This is a genomic window from Streptomyces sp. 2114.4 (assembly GCF_900187385.1).
GTDB lineage: Bacteria > Actinomycetota > Actinomycetes > Streptomycetales > Streptomycetaceae > Streptomyces > Streptomyces mooreae.
The window spans coordinates 3,397,570-3,417,003 of the sequence record NZ_FYEY01000001.1 but is presented as its reverse complement, the minus strand read 5'-3'; the positions used below and the strand labels follow the sequence as shown (position 1 = coordinate 3,417,003).

Here is a 19,434-nt window from a genome sequence, read left to right as displayed (position 1 = left end):
CCCCCGCCGGAGGCGAGAGGCAACGTGGCGCTACAGACGATGCGCGGCCCCCGTCGGAGTCGCCCCGCGAGTGTCCAGCAGCAGCTGTGCCTTCACCGCCAGCCCCTGAAGGTCGTACGTCCGGTGCGCCTGCACCAGCACCGTCAGGTCCGCCGCGGCCGCGGCTTCGTACAGGGAGTCGGCCCTGGGCACGGGCCGGCCCAGTACGGACCACTGGGGGACGTACGGATCGTGGTACGTCAGGTGCGCGCCGAGTTCCGTGAGGCGGGAGGCGATTTCGAGGGCCGGTGCGCCGGTCTGGTCGGCGATGTCCGGCTTGTAGGTGACGCCGAGCAGCAGGACGCGGGCGCCGCGGGCGGATTTTCCGTGTTCGTTGAGGAGGGTGGCGCAGCGCTGGATGACGTAGCGCGGCATCCGGCCGTTCACCTCCTGGGCGAGTTCGACCATGCGCAGCGGGTGGTGGCCCGGGGAACGGCCCTTGTGGGAGAGGCAGTTGGGGTCGATGGGGGCGGCGTGGCCGCCCACTCCGGGGCCGGGGCGGAAGGACTGGAAGCCGAATGGCTTGGTCTCCGCGCAGCGGATGACGTCCCACAGGTCGACGCCGATGTCGTGGCAGAAGACCGCCATCTCGTTCATCAGGGCGATGTTGATGTGGCGGTAGTTGGTTTCCAGGAGCTTGGCGGTTTCGGCCTCGCGGGGGCCGCGGGCGCGGACGACCTTGTCGGTGAGGCGGCCGTAGAAGGCGGCGGCGGCCTCCGTGCAGGCGGGGGTGAGGCCGCCGATGACCTTGGGCGTGTTGGCGTACCGGTGGGTGCGGTTGCCGGGGTCGTGGCGGCCGGGGGAGCAGGCGAGGTGGAAGTCGCGGCCGGCGGTGAGGCCGGAGCCCTCCTCCAGGAGGGGGCGCAGGAATTCCTCGGTGGTGCCCGGGTAGGCGGTGGATTCGAGGATCACCGTGGTGTGCGGGCGCAGCTGTGCGGCCAGCGTGCGGGCGGCGTCGGCGAGGGCGGTGAGGTCCGGTGCGCGGTCCTCGCCGGGGGGTGTGGGCGCGCAGAGGACCGCGGTACGGACCCGGCCCAGGGTGGTGGGATCAGTGGTGGTGCGGAAGCCGGCGGAGAGCAGGCGGCGGAGTTCGGTGGCGGAGAGCGGCCCGTCGGCGCCGGAGAGGCCGGCGGTGTGCGGGTCGGGGTCGTATCCGATGGTGCCGATGCCGGCGGTGGTGGCGGCCTGGGCGAGGGGGAGGCCGAGGTGACCGAGTCCGATGACGGCGAGGTCTGCGGGCATGCTGCGGCCGTCCTTCCCGAGCGACTGCGAATGAACGTGGGCGCATGACGTGAGCGGCTGGCGATCGCGCATAAGTAGACTAAGCGGATATTTGACCCAGAATAGGGATTGATGGATCAAGGCGGCGGGGTGTTGTCGCCATGAGCGGAGGGTGGATACCGGAACGCGGCGCGGACAGAATCGACGGACGGGGGGTGTGGCCCCGATCACAGCGGGAGGCAGCGGTGAAGACAGCGATACTGGGACCGGCGCAGCGGGCCGAGGCGCTCGCCCGAATGGCGGAGCGGGAGCTGGACGTTCTCGTGGTCGGCGGCGGAGTCGTCGGCGCGGGGACGGCTCTGGACGCCGCGACCCGCGGCCTGTCCACCGGACTCGTCGAGGCGCGCGACTGGGCCTCGGGCACCTCCAGCCGGTCGAGCAAGCTCATCCACGGTGGTCTGCGGTATCTGGAAATGCTGGACTTCGCGCTGGTGCGGGAGGCGCTGAAGGAACGGGGGCTGCTGCTGGAGCGGCTGGCGCCGCATCTGGTCAAGCCGGTGCCGTTTCTGTATCCGCTGCAGCACAAGGGCTGGGAGCGCTGGTACGCGGGCAGCGGCGTGGCGCTGTACGACACGATGTCCATCTCGTCGGGCCACGGCCGCGGACTGCCCCACCACCGGCATCTGTCCCACAAGCGGGCCCTGCAGGTGGCGCCCTGCCTGAGGAAGGACGCGCTGGTCGGCGCGCTGCAGTACTACGACGCGCAAATGGACGACGCGCGCTATGTGGCGACGATGGTGCGGACCGCGGCCGCCTACGACGCGCAGGTCGCCAACCGGGCGCGGGTGGTGGGTTTTCTGCGTGAGGGCGAGCGGGTGGTCGGCGCGCGGGTACAGGACGTCGAGGGCGGCGGCGAGTACGAGATCCGGGCCCAGCAGGTCGTCAATGCCACCGGGGTGTGGACGGACGACACCCAGTCGCTGATCGGTGAGCGCGGGCAGTTCCATGTCCGGGCGTCGAAGGGGATCCACCTGGTCGTCCCCAAGGACCGGATCCATTCGACGACCGGGCTGATCCTGCGGACGGAGAAGAGCGTCCTGTTCGTCATCCCGTGGGGACGGCACTGGATCGTGGGGACGACGGACACGGACTGGGATCTGGACAAGGCGCATCCGGCAGCCTCCAGCGCGGATATCGACTATCTGCTGGAGCATGTGAATGCGGTGCTGGCGACCCCGCTGACCAGGGACGACGTGGAGGGGGTGTACGCGGGGCTGCGTCCGCTGCTGGCCGGGGAGTCGGATGCCACCAGCAAGCTGTCGCGGGAGCACACCGTCGCCCATCCGCTGCCGGGGCTGGTGGTGGTCGCGGGCGGCAAGTACACGACGTACCGGGTGATGGCGAAGGACGCGGTGGACGAGGCGGTGCACGGCCTCGACCAGCGGGTCGCGGAGAGCGTCACCGAGGACATTCCGCTGGTCGGTGCCGAGGGCTACCGGGCGCTGTGGAACGCGCGGGCCCGGATCGCCGCGCGCGCCGGACTCCATGTGGCGCGCATCGAGCATCTGTTGAACCGGTACGGCTCGCTGACCGAGGAGCTGCTGGAGCTGGTGGTCGCCGATCCTTCGCTGGGCGAACCGCTGGCGGCCGCGGACGACTACCTGCGGGCCGAGGCGGTCTACGCCTGCACGCACGAGGGCGCCCGCCATCTCGACGACGTGCTGACCCGGCGCACCCGCATCTCCATCGAGACCTTCGACCGGGGCACCCGCAGCGCCCGCGAGGTGGCCGAGCTGATCGCACCCGCGCTGGGCTGGGACGACGACCAGATCGAGAAGGAGATCACGCACTACCGGAAGCGGGTCGAGGCGGAGCGCGAATCCCAGCGGCAGCCGGACGATCTGACGGCGGATGCGGCGCGGCTGGGGGCTCCGGACATCGTGCCGCTGTAGGCCTGCGGGCCCTAGGGGCAGGTAACCCCCCTAGGGGCGCCGGGACGCGCAGAACTCCGCGGTCAGTACCGCGGTGCCGTGTGCCGGGTGGGCCAGGGTGTCGGTGTTGAGGCGGTAGCTGACGATGTGGCGGCCGTCGGCGGTGCCGGCGGTCCGGACGTAGGAGCCGTTGATGTCGCCGTTGTGGCCCCAGACCGTGACGCCGCAGGGCAGCCTGGTCGCGTACAGGCCGAGGCCGTAGGCGCCGCCGGTGGCCTTCTCGTTGTGTATCTGGGCCATCTGGCGCGACGGCAGGAGCCTGCCGCCGAGCAGTGCGGCGAAGAAGCGGTTGAGATCGCCCAGGGTGGTGACCATCTCGCCGGCCGCGCCCGCCCGGCTGGGGTCCAGGGAGGTGGCGTCCACCCGCCGGCCGCCGGCCTGGGAGTAGGCGCGGCCGTGCGGCTCGGGCAGAACCGGGTCGGTGCCGGGGAAGGAGGTGTGGGTGAGCCGGGCGGGGCCGAGGATGCGGCGGCGGATCTCCGTGGCGTACGGGCGTTCGGTGACCGCCTCGATGACCAGGCCGAGCACGAGGTAGTTGGTGTTGGAGTAGGCGTAGTGGGTGCCCGGAGGGGCCACCGGCGGGTGACTGAGGGCGATCCGCAGCAGCTCGGCCGGGGTGTGGCTGTCGTAGCGGTGCGCCCCGAAGCCCTTGCCGAAGAGCTGCCGGGAGAGCCGGGGGTCTTGGGTGTAGTTGAACAACCCGCTCGTGTGGTCCAGCAGCTGGCGGATCGTCACCCTGCGTAGTTCGCTGCGGTCGCCGTCTCCCACGGCCGGCACGCCGGGCGGGAGGTGCGCGGCGGCGCTGTCGTGCAGCGACAGCCGGCCCTCGGCGACGAGTTGCAGGACGACCGTCGCGACCAGGGTCTTGGTGAGGCTGCCGGCCCGGAAGTGGTCCCGCGGGCGCATCGTGCGGCCACTGCGCAGATCTGCCACGCCGGCCGCCGCGTAGCGCACGTCGGGATACCCCGTGCGGGTGGTGAGGGAGGCCGCGCCCGGGGCCCCGTCGTCGACCAGCCGGTGCAGCGCGTGCCGCGTCGTCGCGGGCGGCCGGGTGGGTGCCTCGCGCGTGCGGGCGGCCGGGCGGGGCGTTGCGGTGCAGGCCGTCAGGGCGAGTACGGTCAGGGCGGCGAGAGCACCCGAACGGAGCAGCGCGCGGCGGCGGCCGGCGACCGGCGGCGCGTGGGGAAGCGCGGCGGTCACGGCCGGGCGAGGCGAGCGCTTCGGCATCGGGACTCCCGTTCGTCGGGGCCATCATGACGGGTATGCCATGTCGTCCGGCATAGACCCGGGCCTTCCGCATGGCCGCGGATGAGGGAGAATGAAGGCTCTGCCAGGGTGGGTTGTCCGAGTTGGGCCAGTTTGGTGATCGATGGGACGTCGAAGCTGCCAACTCGGCTGGATTGCAGAGGGGATTCAGTGGGCGACGAGGTCGAGATGGACGGCAAAGGGGGCAGGCTGCTCGCCGGGCGGTACCGGCTCGCCGATGTTCTCGGCCGGGGCGGCATGGGCACCGTGTGGCGGGCACGCGACGAGGTCCTGGGCCGCACGGTCGCGGTCAAGGAGCTGCGCTTCCCGGGCGGGGTCGAGGAGGACGAGAAGCGTCGTCTGATCACCCGCACCCTGCGCGAGGCCAAGGCGATCGCCCGGATCCGGAACAACGGCGCGGTGACGGTCTATGACGTGGTCGACGAGGACGACCGCCCGTGGATCGTGATGGAGCTGGTCGAGGGCCGCTCGCTGGCCGAGGTCGTCCGCGACGACGGCCCGCTCACCCCGCGCCGCGCCGCCGAGGTCGGGCTGGTCGTGCTCGATGTGCTGCGCGCCGCGCACGCCGAGGGCATCCTGCACCGCGATGTGAAGCCGTCCAACGTCCTGATCTCCGACGACGGCCGGGTCGTGCTGACCGACTTCGGTATCGCCCAGGTCGAGGGCGACCCCTCCGTGACCTCGACCGGCATGCTCGTCGGTGCCCCCTCCTACATCTCCCCGGAGCGCGCCCGCGGCCAGAAGCCGGGTCCGCCGGCCGACATGTGGTCGCTGGGCGGCCTGCTGTACGCCTGTGTCGAGGGCGTTCCGCCGTACGACAAGGGCTCCGCGATCGCCACGCTGACCGCGGTGATGACCGAGCCGGTCGAGCCGCCGAAGAGCGCCGGCGAACTGGAAGAGGTCATCTACGGCCTGCTGGTGAAGGACCCGGCCGCCCGGCTGGACGACGCCGGCGCGCGGGCGCTGCTGGAGGACGTGGTCCACGCTCCCGAGGCGAAGACGCCTCAGCCCCCGATGGACGCGACCCGGGCGATGGCGCTGCCGACGGTGCCCCTGGAGCGGGCGGAGCCGAAGGCCGCGCCGAAGCCGAAGGCGAAGGCGAAGAACACCCCGAAGCCGAAGGTCGCGCCGAAGTCGCGCATGACGCGGGGGACGCAGTCCGCCGCCGCGCCGGTGGCGGAGCCGGCGGCCGGGAACGCGAGCAGCGGCGGCGGCACGGCGGATGCCGGCACCGCCGCGGGGGCCGGCACGTCCGCGGCTGTCACGGCGGGCAAGAGCACGGCCGGTGGAAGCACGGCCGGCAAGAGCAAGGCCGGCGGCAGTAAGGGGAGCAAGGGGGCCGGTGCCGGTGAAGCCGCCTCGTCGAGTGCGCCGGTGCGGACCGGGCGTCCGCAGTCCAAGGCGGCCGGTTCGACGGCGGATGAGGCGGCCGGCGTGGCGACCGGCTCCGGCGCGGTGGATGCCGGCGGTACGGCGGTTTCGGCCGGCCCGGTCGCGGCCCGTCCGGCGGGCACCCGGCCGGGGTTCGATGTCGAGGCCGCCAAGGAGAAGGTGCGCGGCGCCCTGCAGTCCGTCCGCAATGCCGCCGCCGCGATGGCGGCAGCCCGTCCGGACTCCAGATCCGGCGACGGGAGCCGTCCGACGGCGCGCGCGTCGGTGACCGACGTCGTCCCGCGCCGCACGCTGATCATCGTGGCCGTGGTCGTCGTCCTGGCGGTGCTGGGCACGGTGCTGGCCGTCTCCCTGGGCGGCGACGAGTCGGCGCAGAAGAGCGGCAAGGCGTCCGGCAAGCCGGACACCTCGTCGTCCGCGAGCCGGGCGAAGCCGTCGACGGACGCGGCCGACACGAGCGGGGACCGGACGAAGGACCCGGCGAAGGGCCAGGATTCGGCGAGCCGGCAGCCGCCGAATCTCACCCCGGCCGAGGACAACGGCGGCGAGGACGACAACGGTGGCAAGGGCGGCAAGGCCGTGCCGAGCGGCTTCACCGAGCTCTCCAACGACAAGTTCCACTTCCGGATGGCGATGCCCAAGGGCTTCCACCAGACCGACACCGCGGGGGAGGGCTCCGGCGCCATATACAGCGCTTCGGGCGGGTTCCCGCGCATCCAGATCGACTACAACGCCGAGCCCGGCACCGATGCGGCGGCCTCCTGGCGCAGCCTGGAGCCGGCCGTGCGCTCCTCCAGCGACGACTACCACCTCATCGGCATCAAGACGGTGAAGTGGCGGGACTATCCGACCGTCGCCGACTGGTCGTTCACCCGTCGGCAGAGCGGCGAGAAGGTACGGGTCCTCGACCGCGGCTTCCGGGCCGATGACCACCACGGCTACGCCATCATGATCACCTGCAAGGCGGATGCCTGGTCGGACAAGCCCTGCCAGCAGATGATCACGACCGCGTTCAAGACGTTCGCGCTGAAGGACTGAGCGCTGAAGGACTGAGCGCCGAAGGACGGAGCGGGGACGGGCGCGTGCCCCGGTCGGGGGCCGGGGCACGGGCCGGACGGAGAACGGAGCGGGTGCGCGCGGAGAGGTTGCGCGTCGTTGTGCCGAGCGGCCCGCAAGCTCCGATGCGGGCACGTATCGTGAGACAGCGAAGACCGTACGCATCCGCAATCGGCGGGAAGACGACCGGAAGTGACCGGAGGCGCCAGCGCCGACGGGCGGCTCCGGCGCGACGGTAGACACAGTGCGCGCTGCGGGGAGGCGTCGTGGACGAGTACGCGGGAAGGGTGCTCGCCGAGCGTTACCGCCTGCCGTTGCGGCCCCTCGGCGACGACGACTTCACCGAGACCCGGGCGTTCGACACCTTCAGCGGGCAGGAGGTGCTGATCCGTCAGGTGCCGCTGCCGGAGGTCGTCGAAGCGGAGGTCGTCGGGGCGGAGGTCGTGGGGGCGGCGACGGCAGGGCCCGGCGAGCGGACGTCCGGCGAGCGGCGGCCCGGCGGCGGCCGCTTCGGTGCCGGGCGGGGGACGGCGGGGAGCGCGGCCGGGGTCGCCGACCGCAGCCCGCGCGATCCTGCCGTACGACGCGCGCTGGAGGCCGCGACCACGGCCGCGCAGCTGGCCGACCACCCCCGGCTGGAGCAGGTCTTCGACGCCTTCGCGCAGGACGGCAGCCTCTGGATCGTCGCCGAACTCCTCACCGCCCGCCCGCTGTCCGCGCTGCTCGCCGAGCGGCCGCTGTCCCCGCACCGTGCCGCGGAGATCGCCGCGGACCTGCTCACCGCGCTGCGGGTGCTGCACACCAACGGCTGGCTCCACCGCAATATCACCGCCCGTACGGTCCTGGTCTGTGAGGACGGCCGGGCCATCCTGACCGGCCTGGCGGTGGGCGCGGCGCAGGAGGCGCTGTGCGCAGGCGAGGCGTCCGGCGGCGGGAACGCTTCCGGTGAGTCGGCGGCGGAGCGGCCGGATGGCGACGGGACGGCGGCGGAGGGGCCCGCTTCCGACGGTTCTGATTCCGACGGGGCCGCCTCCGGCGAAGCCGCTTCCGACGAGGCCGCTTCCGACGGGGCCGCGGCGGACCGGCCCGCCTCCGCCGCGACCTCGCTGACCAAGCCCCCGGCTGACGGCACTGCCGCCACAGCCACCGCATACGGCCGGCCCTCCGCCGGGCTCGCCGCCGAGCGGGCCCGGCAGACGCGGCTGACCGTCATCGGCCCGGTCACCGAGCGCTGGGCACCGGAGCAGGCCGGACCGGTCCATGAGAACTGGCAGCTGGCGCCGCCGGTCGGCCCGGCCACCGACCTCTGGGCGGTCGGTGCGCTCCTCTACCGGAGTGTGCAGGGCCAGCCGCCGTTCCCGGAGGACAGCGCCGTCGAACTGGCGCAGCTGGTCTGCTCGCAGCCGCCCGCGGTCGCCGAGGAGTGCGGGGCGCTGCGTCCCGTCGTCGAGTCCCTGCTGCGTCAGGACCCCGCCGACCGCCCGGATTTCGAGGAGCTGAGCGGCTGGCTGCGCTCGTTGATCCGTACGGCACCGGAGCCGGAGGCCGGCAGCCGGCTGGTGACGATGCCGGCGTCGCAGGGCGCCGATCCGCGGCGGCTGCCGATCGTGCGGCGCCGCGGTGAACTCGTCCGGAAGGGGCGCCACAAGAAGACCCGGGCGTCCCGGCGGGCCCGGCCGCAGCCGGCACCGGCCGTTGCCGGGGCGGACGGGACGCCGGCCGCCGCGGCCGCACCGCTCGTCCCACCGGCGCCGGACCCGGAGCGGTCCGCCCCGCTCGCCGCGGCACCCCGTCCGCCCCGTCCCCCGAAGCAGTCCAAGCCGCTCCGGCCGCCCCGGCAGGTCCGGGCGGAGCGGCGTGCCGAGCCGGCTGAGCCCTGGGGGTACGGCGGGGCCGCTGACGGGGAGCCGTACGAGCAGCAGACGCTGGGCGAGGTCGGCCAGGTCGGCCAGGTCGATCAGGTAGGGCATGGGGGCCAGGGGGGCCTGGGCGACGTGTCGCGCCCGGGGCGCCCGGCGCGTGCGCCGCGCCCGCTCGGCCGGCTGCTGCTGACCGTGGTCCTGCTCCTCCTCGTCGGCGCGGTCATCTACGCCATGGCGTTCCTGCCCAAGTCCGGTGAGGACTCCCGGACCGGCGGGGAGGGCGCGGACCGTGCGGGCACCTCGGGCACGGCGCCCGCGTCCCCCACTCCGCCCAAGGACAAGGGGGAGGGAGAGGGGGAGGGCGGCTCGTCCGGCACTGGCGCGCCGCGGGCCACCGGCCCGGCGGGGGTCGCCAAGGGCTTCGAGGTCCGCACCGACCCCGAGGGTTTCCAGGTCGCGGTCCGCAAGGGCTGGCAGCGGCGCGGGGCGAACGACCGGGACCAGGTGCGGTACGTCGGCGGGGACTACGAGCTGGTGGTGGTGCCCGGCCGCGACACGACGGCACACTCCGGCACCGACCCGATGGCGTACATGCAGAACAAGGAAGCCGAGCTGGCGCCGTACCGCTCCTCCGGCTGGGCCTCGGCCTCCGGTCTGCAGCGGATCGACGTCGGGAAGACGGCGATGGCCGAGGGCACCTTCTCCTGGCGTGACGGCAGCGGACGCGAGGTGTACGTGCGCAACCTCGCGATGATCCACAACGGCCGCTACCACCTCGTCCTCGTCATCGGCCCGGACAGCGGGCGGCACGAGGTGGACGAGCTGTACGAGCAGGCGACGAGCGCCTACCGGCCGCGCTGAGGCGGTTGGCCGGCGGCTCGGCCGTTGGCCGTCACCCGCTCAACTCCCGCTCCAGCGGAGTCCGCATCCGCGGGGTGACCCGGACGTCCCCGAGCCAGGCCGCCAGCCGGGCCGCCTCGGCCGCCACCGCCGCGGCGGCTTCGGAGCCTCCCCCGAGCTCTCGGCTCCGCCCGCGCAGGGAGGTGCCCGCACCGTCCGTCAGCAGCCGCCAGACGATCTCGCCGTCCGCACGCTGGGCCCAGCCGCCGATGATCCGGCCGCACCACCACACCGTCGGCCCGATGTTCCCGCTGCGGTCGAAGAGCTGCGGTACGTGGGCCGGGTCGAGGTACCAGTCGCGGTTCCGCCAGCCCATCGCGGTGGGGTCGAGGGCCGGCAGCAGGGCGGCCCAGGGGTCGGGTACGGCGACCGGTGCGAGGTCACCGGGCAGCGCGAAGCCCAGGGTGCCGTCGTCCAGGTCCACCTCGACGGCGCCGACGGCGGTCAGCGCCTGCCGGGTGGCGGTGAGCGTCCAGCCCGTCCACCACTTGAGATCGTCGACGGTCGCCGGTCCGTACGAGGCGAGCCAGCGGCCGGCGAGTGCGGCCCGTGCCTCGGGAGCCGGCGGCGCGGGCAGTTCGGTGAACGCGGTGCCCGGCCGCCAGCGGTAGGAGCTGCTGGTCCAGCCGCCGCGCGGCCGCCCGCGCCGGATGCGGCCCTCGGCGGCCAGTACGCGCAGGATCCGGCTGGAGACGGCGACCGTGGCCTGGTACGGCTTGCCGGGGGAGTTCACGATGGTGTCGCGCAGGTCGGGCACCTCGGCGGCGAGTTCGGCCGCGGTCGCCTCGCCGCGTGCGCTCAGCGCGGCCAGCGTCCTCGCCTCGACATCGGCCAGCCGCCGTTCGTCCCAGCCCGGAGCGCCCTCGGTGAGCCACTTGACCATCCCCGCCCGCTCCCTGGCGGCGATGGTCTTCGCGGTGGACGAGGCGACGACCGGGGCGAGGGCGGCGCCGACCGCGAAGAGCGTGCGGCGCATGCACAGCAGCCGGACCAGCGACCCCTCGTCGTACAGCGCGCGCTCCACATCGGCCGGGTCCGGAGCGGTCAGCCGGGCGCAGGCCGCCAGATGGACGGTCGCCGGATCGGTGGCATGCAGCCCCACGACCGCATCGGCCACCTCCTCGGTACGGCCCGCCCGGTACGCGGGCGCGAGCAGGTGCCGCCGCCCGAGGCGGGCACGGCGCGCGGCGGTGTCGATACGGGGTCGCGAGTGATTCATGGGGTGACCGTAGGGGGTGAAGAGGACAGCGGGTGTCCGCAGGGGCCCGCGGCGGACGCCCGGCGCACGCGAGGCGGGGCGGGTCACGGGGTCACCGGGGGAGGCCGGACAAGGCGGTGTTCGCCTTCATCTGGAGGCAGGCGCCTTGTCGGTCCAGAGGGGCGCGGCTAGCCTGCATTCTGACGGGTCATCAGAAATGGGTGGGGTGGCGATGGACCTCACGTACACACCGGAAGAGGAAGACTTCCGGGCCAGGCTGCGCGCCTGGCTCGGCGAGGTGCTGCCGCGGCTCCCCGCGAAGCCCGCCGCGGCCGACTGGCCCGGCCGGCGGGCGTATGACACCGCCTGGCAGCGGATGCTGTACGACGCCGGATACGCGGGCCTGCACTGGCCGCGGGAGGCCGGCGGACAGGGCGCCACGCCCACCCAGCACCTGATCTTCCTGGAGGAGACCGAGCGTGCCGGGGCGCCCTACGTCGGCGCGAACTTCGTCGGGCTGCTGCACGCGGGGCCGACCCTTGCCGTCGAGGGCAGCGCCGCACAGCGCGCCCGCTGGCTGCCACCGATCCTGCGCGGCGACGAGATCTGGTGCCAGGGCTTCAGCGAACCGGACGCCGGCTCCGACCTCGCCGCGCTGCGGACCAGGGCCGTACGCGACGGGGACAGCTATGTCGTCAGCGGCGCCAAGATCTGGACCTCGCACGCCGAGGTCGCCGACTGGTGCGAACTCCTCGTCCGCACCGACCCGGCCGCGCCCCGGCACCGCGGCATCAGCTGGCTGGCGATGCCCATGGACGCACCGGGCGTGACGGTGCGGCCGCTGCGCACCCTGGCCGGTTCGACGGAGTTCGCCGAGATGTTCCTCGACGAGGTGCGGGTGCCGGTCGGCAACCGCGTCGGCGCGGAGAACGACGGCTGGCGGGTGACGATGGTGACGCTCTCCTTCGAGCGCGGCACCGCCTTCGTCGGCGAGGTGGTGGCCTGCCGCCGGGTGCTCGGTGCGCTGGCCACGGCCGCGCGCGCCAACGGCCGCTGGGACGACGCCGTGCTGCGCCGCAGGCTGGGCCGGCTGCATGCGGAGTTCGCCGCGCTGTGGCGGCTGATCCAGTGGAATGTCAGCGAGGCGATGGGAGGCCCGCCGGGCGCCGGACGGCGGGGGAGCGGCGGTGGTGTCCCGGGAATCGGCGGTTCGGTCTTCAAGCTCCGCTATTCGCACGTCCGCCAGGAGCTGTACGACACGGCGGCCCAGGTGCTCGGGGCGGGCGCGCTGGACGCGGACCACGAGTGGGCGGCGGACCGGCTCTCGTCCCTCTCGTACACCATCGCGGCCGGTACCTCGCAGATCCAGCAGAACATCGTCGCCGAGCGGATCCTCGGCCTGCCGAAGGGGCGGTGACCGGGCCGTGGACTTCCAACTCACCGAGGACCAGCGGGCGTTGCGGGACGGTGCCCGGGAGCTGCTGGCCGGACGGTTCGGCCGGGAACGGCTGCGGGCCGCGGTGGAGGAACCGGCGCTGGACCGTGCGCTGTGGCGCGAGCTGGGCGCGGCCGGGTTCTTTGCGCTGCGGCTGCCGGAGGAGGCCGGCGGAGTGGGGCTCGGGCTGCCGGAAGCGGTGCTGGTCCTCGAGGAGGCCGGGCGCGCGCTGCTGCCGGGGCCGCTGGTGGCGTGCCAGCTACTGGCCGGGACGGTGGACGGGGTCGCGGCCGGCGAGAAGATCGTCGGGCTCTGCGAGGCGGAGCGGGAGCCGGTGCTGTGGGAACACCCGGCGGAGTGCGATGAGTTGATCTTGGTGGAGGGGGGTGCGGGTGACGGGTGCGACGGGTCCGGTGACGGGCCTGGGGGCAGGCTCGGGGACGAGGTTCGGGGTGAGATCAGGGGGAAAGTCCGGGGCGCACCCAGGGGCGCACACGGGCGCACGGGCGGCGCCTGCCGGAGTGCGCCGGACCACGTGGTCTGCGCCCCCTTCGCCTCCATCGATCCCCTCACCCCGCTCGCCCGCGTGGTGGAGCTGCCGCGTACCGCACCCCTGGCCCTGGACGTCGCCCGGCTCCGCCGTGAGGCCGCGCTGCTCACCGCTGCCCAGCAACTGGGAAGCGCGGCCCGCACGGTCGAGATGGCGGTGGGCCATGCCCGCGAGCGCGAGCAGTTCGGTGTGCCCATCGGCTCGTTCCAGGCGGTCAAGCATCTGTGCGCACAGATGCTGGTACGGGCGGAAATCGCCCGAAGTGCGGTATACGCGGCGGCGGTCACGGAGTGTGTTCTCGATGTCGCGTCCGCGAAGCTGCTGGCCGACGAGGCCGCAGTGCGGAACGCCCGCGACTGCCTGCAGGTCCACGGCGGAATGGGCTTCACCTGGGAGGCCGATGTGCATCTGCATCTCAAGCGGGCCTGGTTGCGGGCCGAGCGCTGGGAAGTGGCGCGTGAGGCGGAAGAACTGCTGGCCGCGGGCTTGGTCGCCTGACGGTGGCGGCGTGCGGGCCGTGGCGGGGGTGCGTGGTGGTGTGCGGGGGTGCGTGGTGGTGTGCGGCGATATGCGAGGTCCGGCGGCGTCAGGTCGTGACAGTGCGTATGCGATATGTCGGACTCGCTGGGCGGAAATGGTCACGGAGGGTCGATATCGGGTTGTGTCCTAGGCGTGACTCGTCACAGGGGGGAGTCGGCGTTCCGCTCGGGTACCCTCCGTGGGGTGCGAGTGGTTCTGTGGCGCAACGGGCCCGGTGTCGTCGGAAAGGCGGCTCCGGGGTACGGACTGCGCACCGCTCGCCCTTGGGAGGGGGCCGATCGCCCCCCTTGTTCGACTCCCCGCAAAGTGCGTCGCACAGTATGCAGGATCCATACTCCCTTGCGCTGGAATATGCCCGAAGCGCTTGTTGGGGTGACTCAACGTCAACCATGCTGTGCTCCACCGGGGTCACGCACCGTGACTCCGTGGAGGCGCGAGGCGATGTTTCCGCCGGTTCGGATGGTGTGAGCGGTGCAGGTGCTTCAGGTTCAGTTGGACGTACGGCCCGACCCCGCGGAGGTGGGGAGGGCCCGGCGGTGGGCCAGGTCGCGGCTCGTGGGTTCCGGTATAGGGGCCGACGAACCACTTGCGGAGACGTTGATCCTTTTGATCTCCGAGCTCGTCACCAACGCCGTGGTGCACACCGGCGCGGCGGCCGAGCTGCGGATGTGTTTCTCCGGATCGGGTGCCGTGGTCGGGACGGTCCGGGTCGAAGTGGTGGACGCCAGCGCCCGCCCGCCACGCCAGCGGCACGCCGACGGCGACGACACCAACGGCCGCGGCCTGGAGCTGGTCGACGGCCTGGCCGACCGCTGGGGGTGGCAGCAGGAGGGCGGCGGCAAGCGGATCTGGTGCGAGGTGGACCGCGGCCGGCCACTGCTGCTGGCGTCAGGGTCCGATCTGGGGGCCTATGAAGCCGCGCGCGCGGCGCCGCGCGCCGTGACGCACCAGGCCTGACCGCTCCGGGCGGAGCGGAGGCATGGTTTTGCCGCTGGGCGCGATGAATGCGATGAGCGCGACGGATGCGATGAGCGCGATGAGCGCGACGGGTGCGGCGAAACGGGTGGAACGGAATCAGTCCAGACCAGGTGTTGACGTGACGTGTTCAGTTGATCACCCTTGAGTGAAGCGATGCGCCGCGAGGGGACGTCGAGGTCGTGGGGGGCCGGGCTTTTGGTCCAGGGCCTTGGCGAGTGCGGATCGCAGCCTGGCAAGGCCCCCGTGTCAGCGGGGATGGGTGGCGGTCCGCGGTGCCGTGCTCGGGGCGCGCACGAGCGCATCGCCACTGGCCCGCCGGGCGCCGTCGGGCCGCCGGCCGTGGGAGTCGGCGGCCCGGCGCGGCCCGGTCAGCGGATGGCGGAGTGCCGCGGCCCGGTCCCGGGCTCGGGGAGCGCCGCGGCCGGTCGCAGTCGTCGACGGTGTGGTCAGAGGATCGCCACGGGGGCGACCGGCGCCCCGGAGCCTCCGACGAACGGTTCGGCCACCGCGGACAGCAGGAACGTCCAGCGTCCCGCCTGCGCGCAAGCCGTCGCCAGCTCCTCCAGATTCCAGTTCTGGCCCTGTGGCATGCCCATCTCGACGAGGTCGAGCGCATGGACCGGCATCCACAGGTTCTCGATCTCCGGCGGGAAGATCTCGAAAGTCAGGGTGTCGTTGGCGACCGCCGCGACATCGCGCGCGTGGAACCACTCCGGGGTGCGCAGCGACAGGCCGGGTGACGGGAACGCGTAGGCCTGCCGGTCGCCGGCCAGGTAGTGCCGCAGTTGCCCGGTCCGTACGAGGACGATGTCGCCGGCCCGTACCGCCGTCCCGGCCTGCTCCTCGGCGGCGTCCAGGTCTTCGGGCGTGATGGCGTGCCCGCCGGGCAGTTGCCCGGTGCGGTGTGCGCGGGCCACGTCCAGGAGGACGCCGCGGGAGACGATCGGGGTGGCCTTCTCCACGCCGAGGCAGCTCGCGCCGTGGTGGGCGGTGACCGAGTCGGCGGGGCGGTTGTTGTAGAGCCGTCCCGAGTGGGAGACATGGGCGAGGCCGTCCCAGTGGGTGGCGGCCTGGAGGCCCATCGTGACCGCGTCGTCCGTCGTCGCGACCGTACCGGGGCCGAAGATCTCCTGGTTGATGGCAGTCATTGTGTGCAGCGGGTTGACCCGGCCGGGGATCACGCCGGTCTGTACGCCGTCCTGTCGGAGCGGGAGGGCGAGCGGGACGCGGCGGCCGCTGCGGACGCAGCCGGCAGCCTCCCGTACGACCTGTTCGGTGATCAGGTTGAGGGTCCCGATCTCGTCGTCCGGGCCCCAGCGCCCCCAGTTGTTCACGCGTTCGGCGATGTCATGGAACTCCTGCGGCAGGGGCATGGGCCCTCCTTCAGATGGCCGGGTTCGGTACGCCCCGGGGCTTGTGTTCGTCCGGTGTCTGCTCAAAAATCTAACGGTCCGTCAGAAACTGCGGGAAGGGTCACGGCATGGGGAACTTCTTGGCCGGCAAAGTGATCGCCGTAACGGGGGCGGGCCGCGGTATCGGCCGGGCGGTGGCTCTCGCCTGCGCGGACCAGGGCGCCAAGGTGATCGTCAACGACTACGGGGTCTCCGTCGACGGCGCCGGACCCAGCAGCGAGGTCGCCGAATCGGTGGTGAAGGAGATCGAGGCCGCCGGGGGCGTGGCGGTCGCGGTGGCCGACGACGTGTCCACCATGGCCGGCGGCCAGCGGATCGTGGACACCGCGCTGGCGCAGTACGGACGGATCGACGGTGTGGTGTGCGTGGCCGGGATCCTGCGGGAACGGATGCTCTTCAATATGTCCGAGGAGGAGTGGGACCCGGTGGTCGCCACCCACCTCAAGGGGACGTTCACGGTCTTCCGGGCAGCGTCGGCCGTCATGCGCCGGCAAGGATCGGGCACCCTGGTGGGCTTCACCAGCGGGAACCACCAGGGTTCGGTGTCCCAGGCCAACTATGCGTCCGCGAAGGGCGGGATCATCTCGCTGGTGCGGAGCGCGGCGCTGGGACTGCACAAATACGGGGTGACGGCCAATGCGGTGGCTCCGGTGGCACGGACGCGGATGTCGGCGAACGTCCCGATGAAGCTGACGGAGATCGGCGAGCCGGAGGATGTGGCGGCGCTGGTCGTCTATCTGCTGAGCGACCGGGCCCGGGAGATCACCGGGCAGGTGTACACGGTCGCCGGACCCAAGATCGCCGTGTGGGCCCAGCCGAGGGAGCTTCGCTCCGTGTACGCCGACGGGGGCGGCTGGACGCCGGAGCGGGTGGCGGAGGTGCTGCCGGGGTCGGTCGGGGCCGACCCCATGCCGATGCTGGCACAGGTATCGGAGATGGCGAGGGCGGCGGGGGCGGAGGCTCGGCCCAACGCGTAGGGATTTTCCGGCATTTTCGGCCTTCCCGCCGTGGGGGCTTTCGCCGTTGCGCCTGGCGGCGGGGCGGTCCGCTGCGCGGGTGCGCTGCGCTTTGCTTCGGCCTGTTTTCGGCTGTCCCGCCGTGGGGGCTCGCCGTTTCGCCTGCGGCGGGCGGGGTCCGCTGCGCGGGGCTGTGGGTGCGGTGACGGGCCTCCGGGGCAGGGTGTCCGGACTGCTTCGCTTTACGTCCGGACACCCTGCCCCTCCGGCCCGTCCCCTCCCGTGGAGGAGTAAGTGAAGGTCGATGGGGGCGGGCGTGGGAGGTCGTTGTGGACTTTGAGTTCGGGAGTGGGGACGAGGAGTTTCGGGCGGAGGCTCGTGACTGGCTTGCGGGGCATCTTGTGGGTGTATACGCCTCGTTGGCGGGGCGCGGGGGGCCGGGGAGCGAGCACGAAGGGGCCGAGGAGCGGCGGGCGTGGGAGCGGGAGTTGGGGGCCGGTGGGTGGATCGGGCTCGGGTGGGAGGGGGCGGAAGGGGCGTACGGGAACCGCACGGCGAGCCTGACTCAGCAGGTGGTGTGGGCCGAGGAGTATGCGCGGGCCAGGGCGCCGGGGCGGGTGGGGCACATCGGGGAGAACCTGCTGGCGCCGACGCTGCTCGCGTACGGGGACGAGGCGCAGCGGCGGCGGTTCCTGCCGGCCATCGCCCGGGGGGAGGAGCTGTGGTGCCAGGGCTACAGCGAGCCGGACGCGGGGTCGGATCTGGCGGGGCTGCGGACGGTGGCGGTCCGGGACGGTGCCGGCTACCGCGTCAGCGGGCAGAAGATCTGGACGTCGCTGGCCTGCGAGGCCGACTGGTGCTTTGTGCTGGCGCGGACGGATCCGGCCGGGCGGCGCCATCGTGGGCTCTCGTTCCTGCTGGTGGCGATGGATCAGCCGGGGCGCATCGAGGTGCGGCCGATCCGGCAGATGTCGGGGACGGCGGAGTTCAACGAGGTGTTCTTCGACGGGGCGGTGGCCGGGCATGTGGTGGGCGGCGAGGGTGCGGGCTGGCGGGTGGCCATGGGGTTGCTCGCGCGGGAGCGCGGGGTGTCCACCATCGTCCAGCAGATCGGGTTCGCGGCGGAGCTGGCCCAGGTCGTCGGGGAGGCGGTGCGCTGCGGCGCGCTGCGGGACCCGGTGCTGCGTGACCAGCTCGTCCGCCAGTGGGCCGAGTTGAAGGTCATGCGGTGGAACGCGCTGCGGACCCTGGGAGCGGCCGGGGACGCCGGTGCGCCGAGCGTGGCGAAGCTGCTGTGGGGCGGCTGGCACCAGCGGCTCGGGGAGCTGGCGATGCGGGTGCGCGGGGCCGCCGCGGCGCTGGGCCCCGCCGACTGGAGCGCGCACGCGCCGTACGAACTCGACGCGCTGCAGCGGCTGTTCCTGTTCACCCGGGCCGACACCCTCTACGGCGGCTCGGACGAGATCCAGCGCAACATCATCGCCGAGCGGGTGCTCGGCCTGCCCAGAGTGGAGCGGATATGAGGGGCGTCATCTTCGACGGCGAACAGCCCCGGGTCGTGGACGATCTGGAGGTGCGCGATCCGGGGCCGGGCGAGGTGCTGGTCGGTATCCGGGCCGCGGGGCTGTGCCACAGCGACCTGTCGGTGGTCGACGGGACGATTCCGTTCCCGGTGCCGGTGGTGCTGGGGCACGAGGGGGCGGGGGTGGTCGAGGCCGTGGGCGCGGGCGTCGGCCATGTGGTGCCCGGCAATCATGTCGCGCTGTCGACGCTGGCCAACTGCGGGGCGTGCGCGGAGTGCGACCGGGGGCGGCCGACGATGTGCCGGAAGGCGATCGGGATGCCCCAGAAGCCGTTTCGGCGGGGCGAATCCGAGCTGTTCAGCTTCGCGTCGAACTCGGCGTTCGCGGAGCGTACGGTCGTCAAGGCGGTGCAGGCGGTGAAGATCGCCGAGGACATTCCGCTGACGTCGGCCGCGTTGATCGGGTGCGGGGTGCTGACCGGGGTCGGGGCGGTGCTCAACCGGGCGAGGGTGGACCGGGGCGACTCGGTCGTGGTGATCGGGGCCGGCGGCATCGGCCTCAATGTGCTCCAGGGGGCACGGATCGCCGGGGCGTCGGTGATCGTCGCGGTGGACGCCAACCCCGCGAAGGAGACGGTGGCGCGGCAGTTCGGGGCGACCCACTTCCTCGACGCGTCGGCGGTGGCCGACGGCGTCAAGGCGGTGAAGGAGATCCTGCCGACCGGCGCCGACCATGCCTTCGAGTGCGTGGGCAGCACCCGGCTGATCCGGCAGGCCGTCGACCTGCTGGACCGGCACGGACAGGCGGTGCTGCTCGGGGTGCCGCCGGCCACCGCGGAGGCCTCGTTCCGGGTGTCGTCGATGTATCTGGACAAGTCGATCCTGGGCTGCCGCTACGGGTCGGCCCGCCCGCAGCGGGACATCGCGCTCTACGCCCGGCTCTACCGTGAAGGACGGCTGCTGCTCGACGAGTTGGTGACGAAGACCTATCCGGTGGAGGACTTCGCGAAGGCGGCGGACGATGCCCACCACGGGCGGGTGGCGCGGGCGGTGCTGACCTTCGGGTGAGGCATGCCGGCCGGCTCCGGCCCGGTCCTGAGGAACCCCGGCCCCTGG

General features: G+C 73.0%; 13 protein-coding genes. 9 read left to right on the top strand and 4 right to left on the bottom strand.

Going from position 1 to position 19,434, the window contains the following annotated elements:
- Positions 1–30: 30 nt before the first annotated feature.
- Complete coding sequence (locus CFW40_RS14775) at positions 31–1,281, bottom strand: nucleotide sugar dehydrogenase (RefSeq protein WP_088798367.1); 1,251 nt, start codon at positions 1,279–1,281, stop codon at positions 31–33.
- A gap of 224 nt (positions 1,282–1,505) precedes the next feature.
- On the opposite strand from CFW40_RS14775, the gene CFW40_RS14770 reads away from it, so the two are divergent.
- Entirely contained in the window at positions 1,506–3,212 is a 1,707-nt protein-coding gene (locus CFW40_RS14770) for a glycerol-3-phosphate dehydrogenase/oxidase (RefSeq protein ID WP_088798366.1), read from the top strand.
- Between the two features lie 30 nt (positions 3,213–3,242).
- Here the strand turns inward: CFW40_RS14770 and CFW40_RS14765 are convergent, their stop codons facing one another.
- A complete protein-coding gene (locus tag CFW40_RS14765) occupies positions 3,243–4,478 on the bottom strand; it encodes a serine hydrolase (protein ID WP_088798365.1) in 1,236 nt (411 codons plus the stop codon).
- 189 nt (positions 4,479–4,667) lie between these two features.
- Between CFW40_RS14765 and CFW40_RS14760 the strand changes: the two genes are divergently transcribed.
- Together CFW40_RS14760 and CFW40_RS14755 are read left to right on the top strand one after the other, a co-directional pair.
- Positions 4,668–6,947 (top strand): serine/threonine-protein kinase, encoded by a 2,280-nt coding sequence (locus CFW40_RS14760; RefSeq protein WP_371127294.1) that lies wholly within the window; start codon positions 4,668–4,670, stop codon positions 6,945–6,947.
- 284 nt (positions 6,948–7,231) lie between these two features.
- Positions 7,232–9,688, top strand: a complete 2,457-nt coding sequence (locus CFW40_RS14755; RefSeq protein WP_088798363.1) for a protein kinase — start codon at positions 7,232–7,234, stop codon at positions 9,686–9,688.
- A 31-nt stretch (positions 9,689–9,719) separates the two neighbouring features.
- Here the strand turns inward: CFW40_RS14755 and CFW40_RS14750 are convergent, their stop codons facing one another.
- A complete protein-coding gene (locus CFW40_RS14750) occupies positions 9,720–10,946 on the bottom strand; it encodes a winged helix DNA-binding domain-containing protein (RefSeq protein ID WP_088798362.1) in 1,227 nt (408 codons plus the stop codon).
- Positions 10,947–11,157: 211 nt separating this feature from the next.
- Here CFW40_RS14750 and CFW40_RS14745 point away from each other — a divergent pair, with 211 nt between their 5' ends.
- From CFW40_RS14745 to CFW40_RS14735, 3 genes are all read left to right on the top strand, one after another.
- Positions 11,158–12,342: an acyl-CoA dehydrogenase family protein gene (locus CFW40_RS14745; protein WP_088798361.1), complete on the top strand. Its 1,185-nt coding sequence runs from the start codon at positions 11,158–11,160 to the stop codon at positions 12,340–12,342.
- 7 nt (positions 12,343–12,349) lie between these two features.
- Entirely contained in the window at positions 12,350–13,408 is a 1,059-nt protein-coding gene (locus CFW40_RS14740; RefSeq protein WP_088798360.1) for an acyl-CoA dehydrogenase family protein, read from the top strand.
- Between the two features lie 513 nt (positions 13,409–13,921).
- A complete protein-coding gene (locus CFW40_RS14735; protein ID WP_088798359.1) occupies positions 13,922–14,407 on the top strand; it encodes an ATP-binding protein in 486 nt (161 codons plus the stop codon).
- 467 nt (positions 14,408–14,874) lie between these two features.
- Here the strand turns inward: CFW40_RS14735 and CFW40_RS14730 are convergent, their stop codons facing one another.
- Positions 14,875–15,801 carry a cyclase family protein gene (locus tag CFW40_RS14730; RefSeq protein WP_088798358.1) on the bottom strand — a complete coding sequence of 309 codons (927 nt, stop codon included), beginning with the start codon at positions 15,799–15,801 and terminating at the stop codon, positions 14,875–14,877.
- Between the two features lie 107 nt (positions 15,802–15,908).
- Between CFW40_RS14730 and CFW40_RS14725 the strand changes: the two genes are divergently transcribed.
- From CFW40_RS14725 to CFW40_RS14715, 3 genes are all read left to right on the top strand, one after another.
- Complete coding sequence (locus CFW40_RS14725) at positions 15,909–16,817, top strand: SDR family oxidoreductase (RefSeq protein WP_088798357.1); 909 nt, start codon at positions 15,909–15,911, stop codon at positions 16,815–16,817.
- Positions 16,818–17,125: 308 nt separating this feature from the next.
- On the top strand, positions 17,126–18,319 hold the full coding sequence (locus tag CFW40_RS14720) for an acyl-CoA dehydrogenase family protein (protein ID WP_088798356.1): 1,194 nt from the start codon (positions 17,126–17,128) through the stop codon (positions 18,317–18,319).
- Positions 18,316–19,386 (top strand): Zn-dependent alcohol dehydrogenase, encoded by a 1,071-nt coding sequence (locus CFW40_RS14715; protein WP_088798355.1) that lies wholly within the window; start codon positions 18,316–18,318, stop codon positions 19,384–19,386. Before CFW40_RS14720 ends, CFW40_RS14715 begins: the two co-directional genes overlap by 4 nt.
- Positions 19,387–19,434 lie beyond the last annotated feature (48 nt).

What these genes read in the sequence shown, in the direction of transcription:
- CFW40_RS14775 (WP_088798367.1), bottom strand. Translation starts at nt 1,281, where the DNA reads ATGCCCGCAGACCTCGCCGTCATCGGACTCGGTCACCTCGGCCTCCCC.
- CFW40_RS14765 (WP_088798365.1), bottom strand. Translation starts at nt 4,478, where the DNA reads ATGCCGAAGCGCTCGCCTCGCCCGGCCGTGACCGCCGCGCTTCCCCAC.
- CFW40_RS14750 (WP_088798362.1), bottom strand. Translation starts at nt 10,946, where the DNA reads ATGAATCACTCGCGACCCCGTATCGACACCGCCGCGCGCCGTGCCCGC.
- CFW40_RS14745 (WP_088798361.1), top strand. Translation starts at nt 11,158, where the DNA reads ATGGACCTCACGTACACACCGGAAGAGGAAGACTTCCGGGCCAGGCTG.
- CFW40_RS14730 (WP_088798358.1), bottom strand. Translation starts at nt 15,801, where the DNA reads ATGCCCCTGCCGCAGGAGTTCCATGACATCGCCGAACGCGTGAACAAC.
- CFW40_RS14725 (WP_088798357.1), top strand. Translation starts at nt 15,909, where the DNA reads ATGGGGAACTTCTTGGCCGGCAAAGTGATCGCCGTAACGGGGGCGGGC.
- CFW40_RS14715 (WP_088798355.1), top strand. Translation starts at nt 18,316, where the DNA reads ATGAGGGGCGTCATCTTCGACGGCGAACAGCCCCGGGTCGTGGACGAT.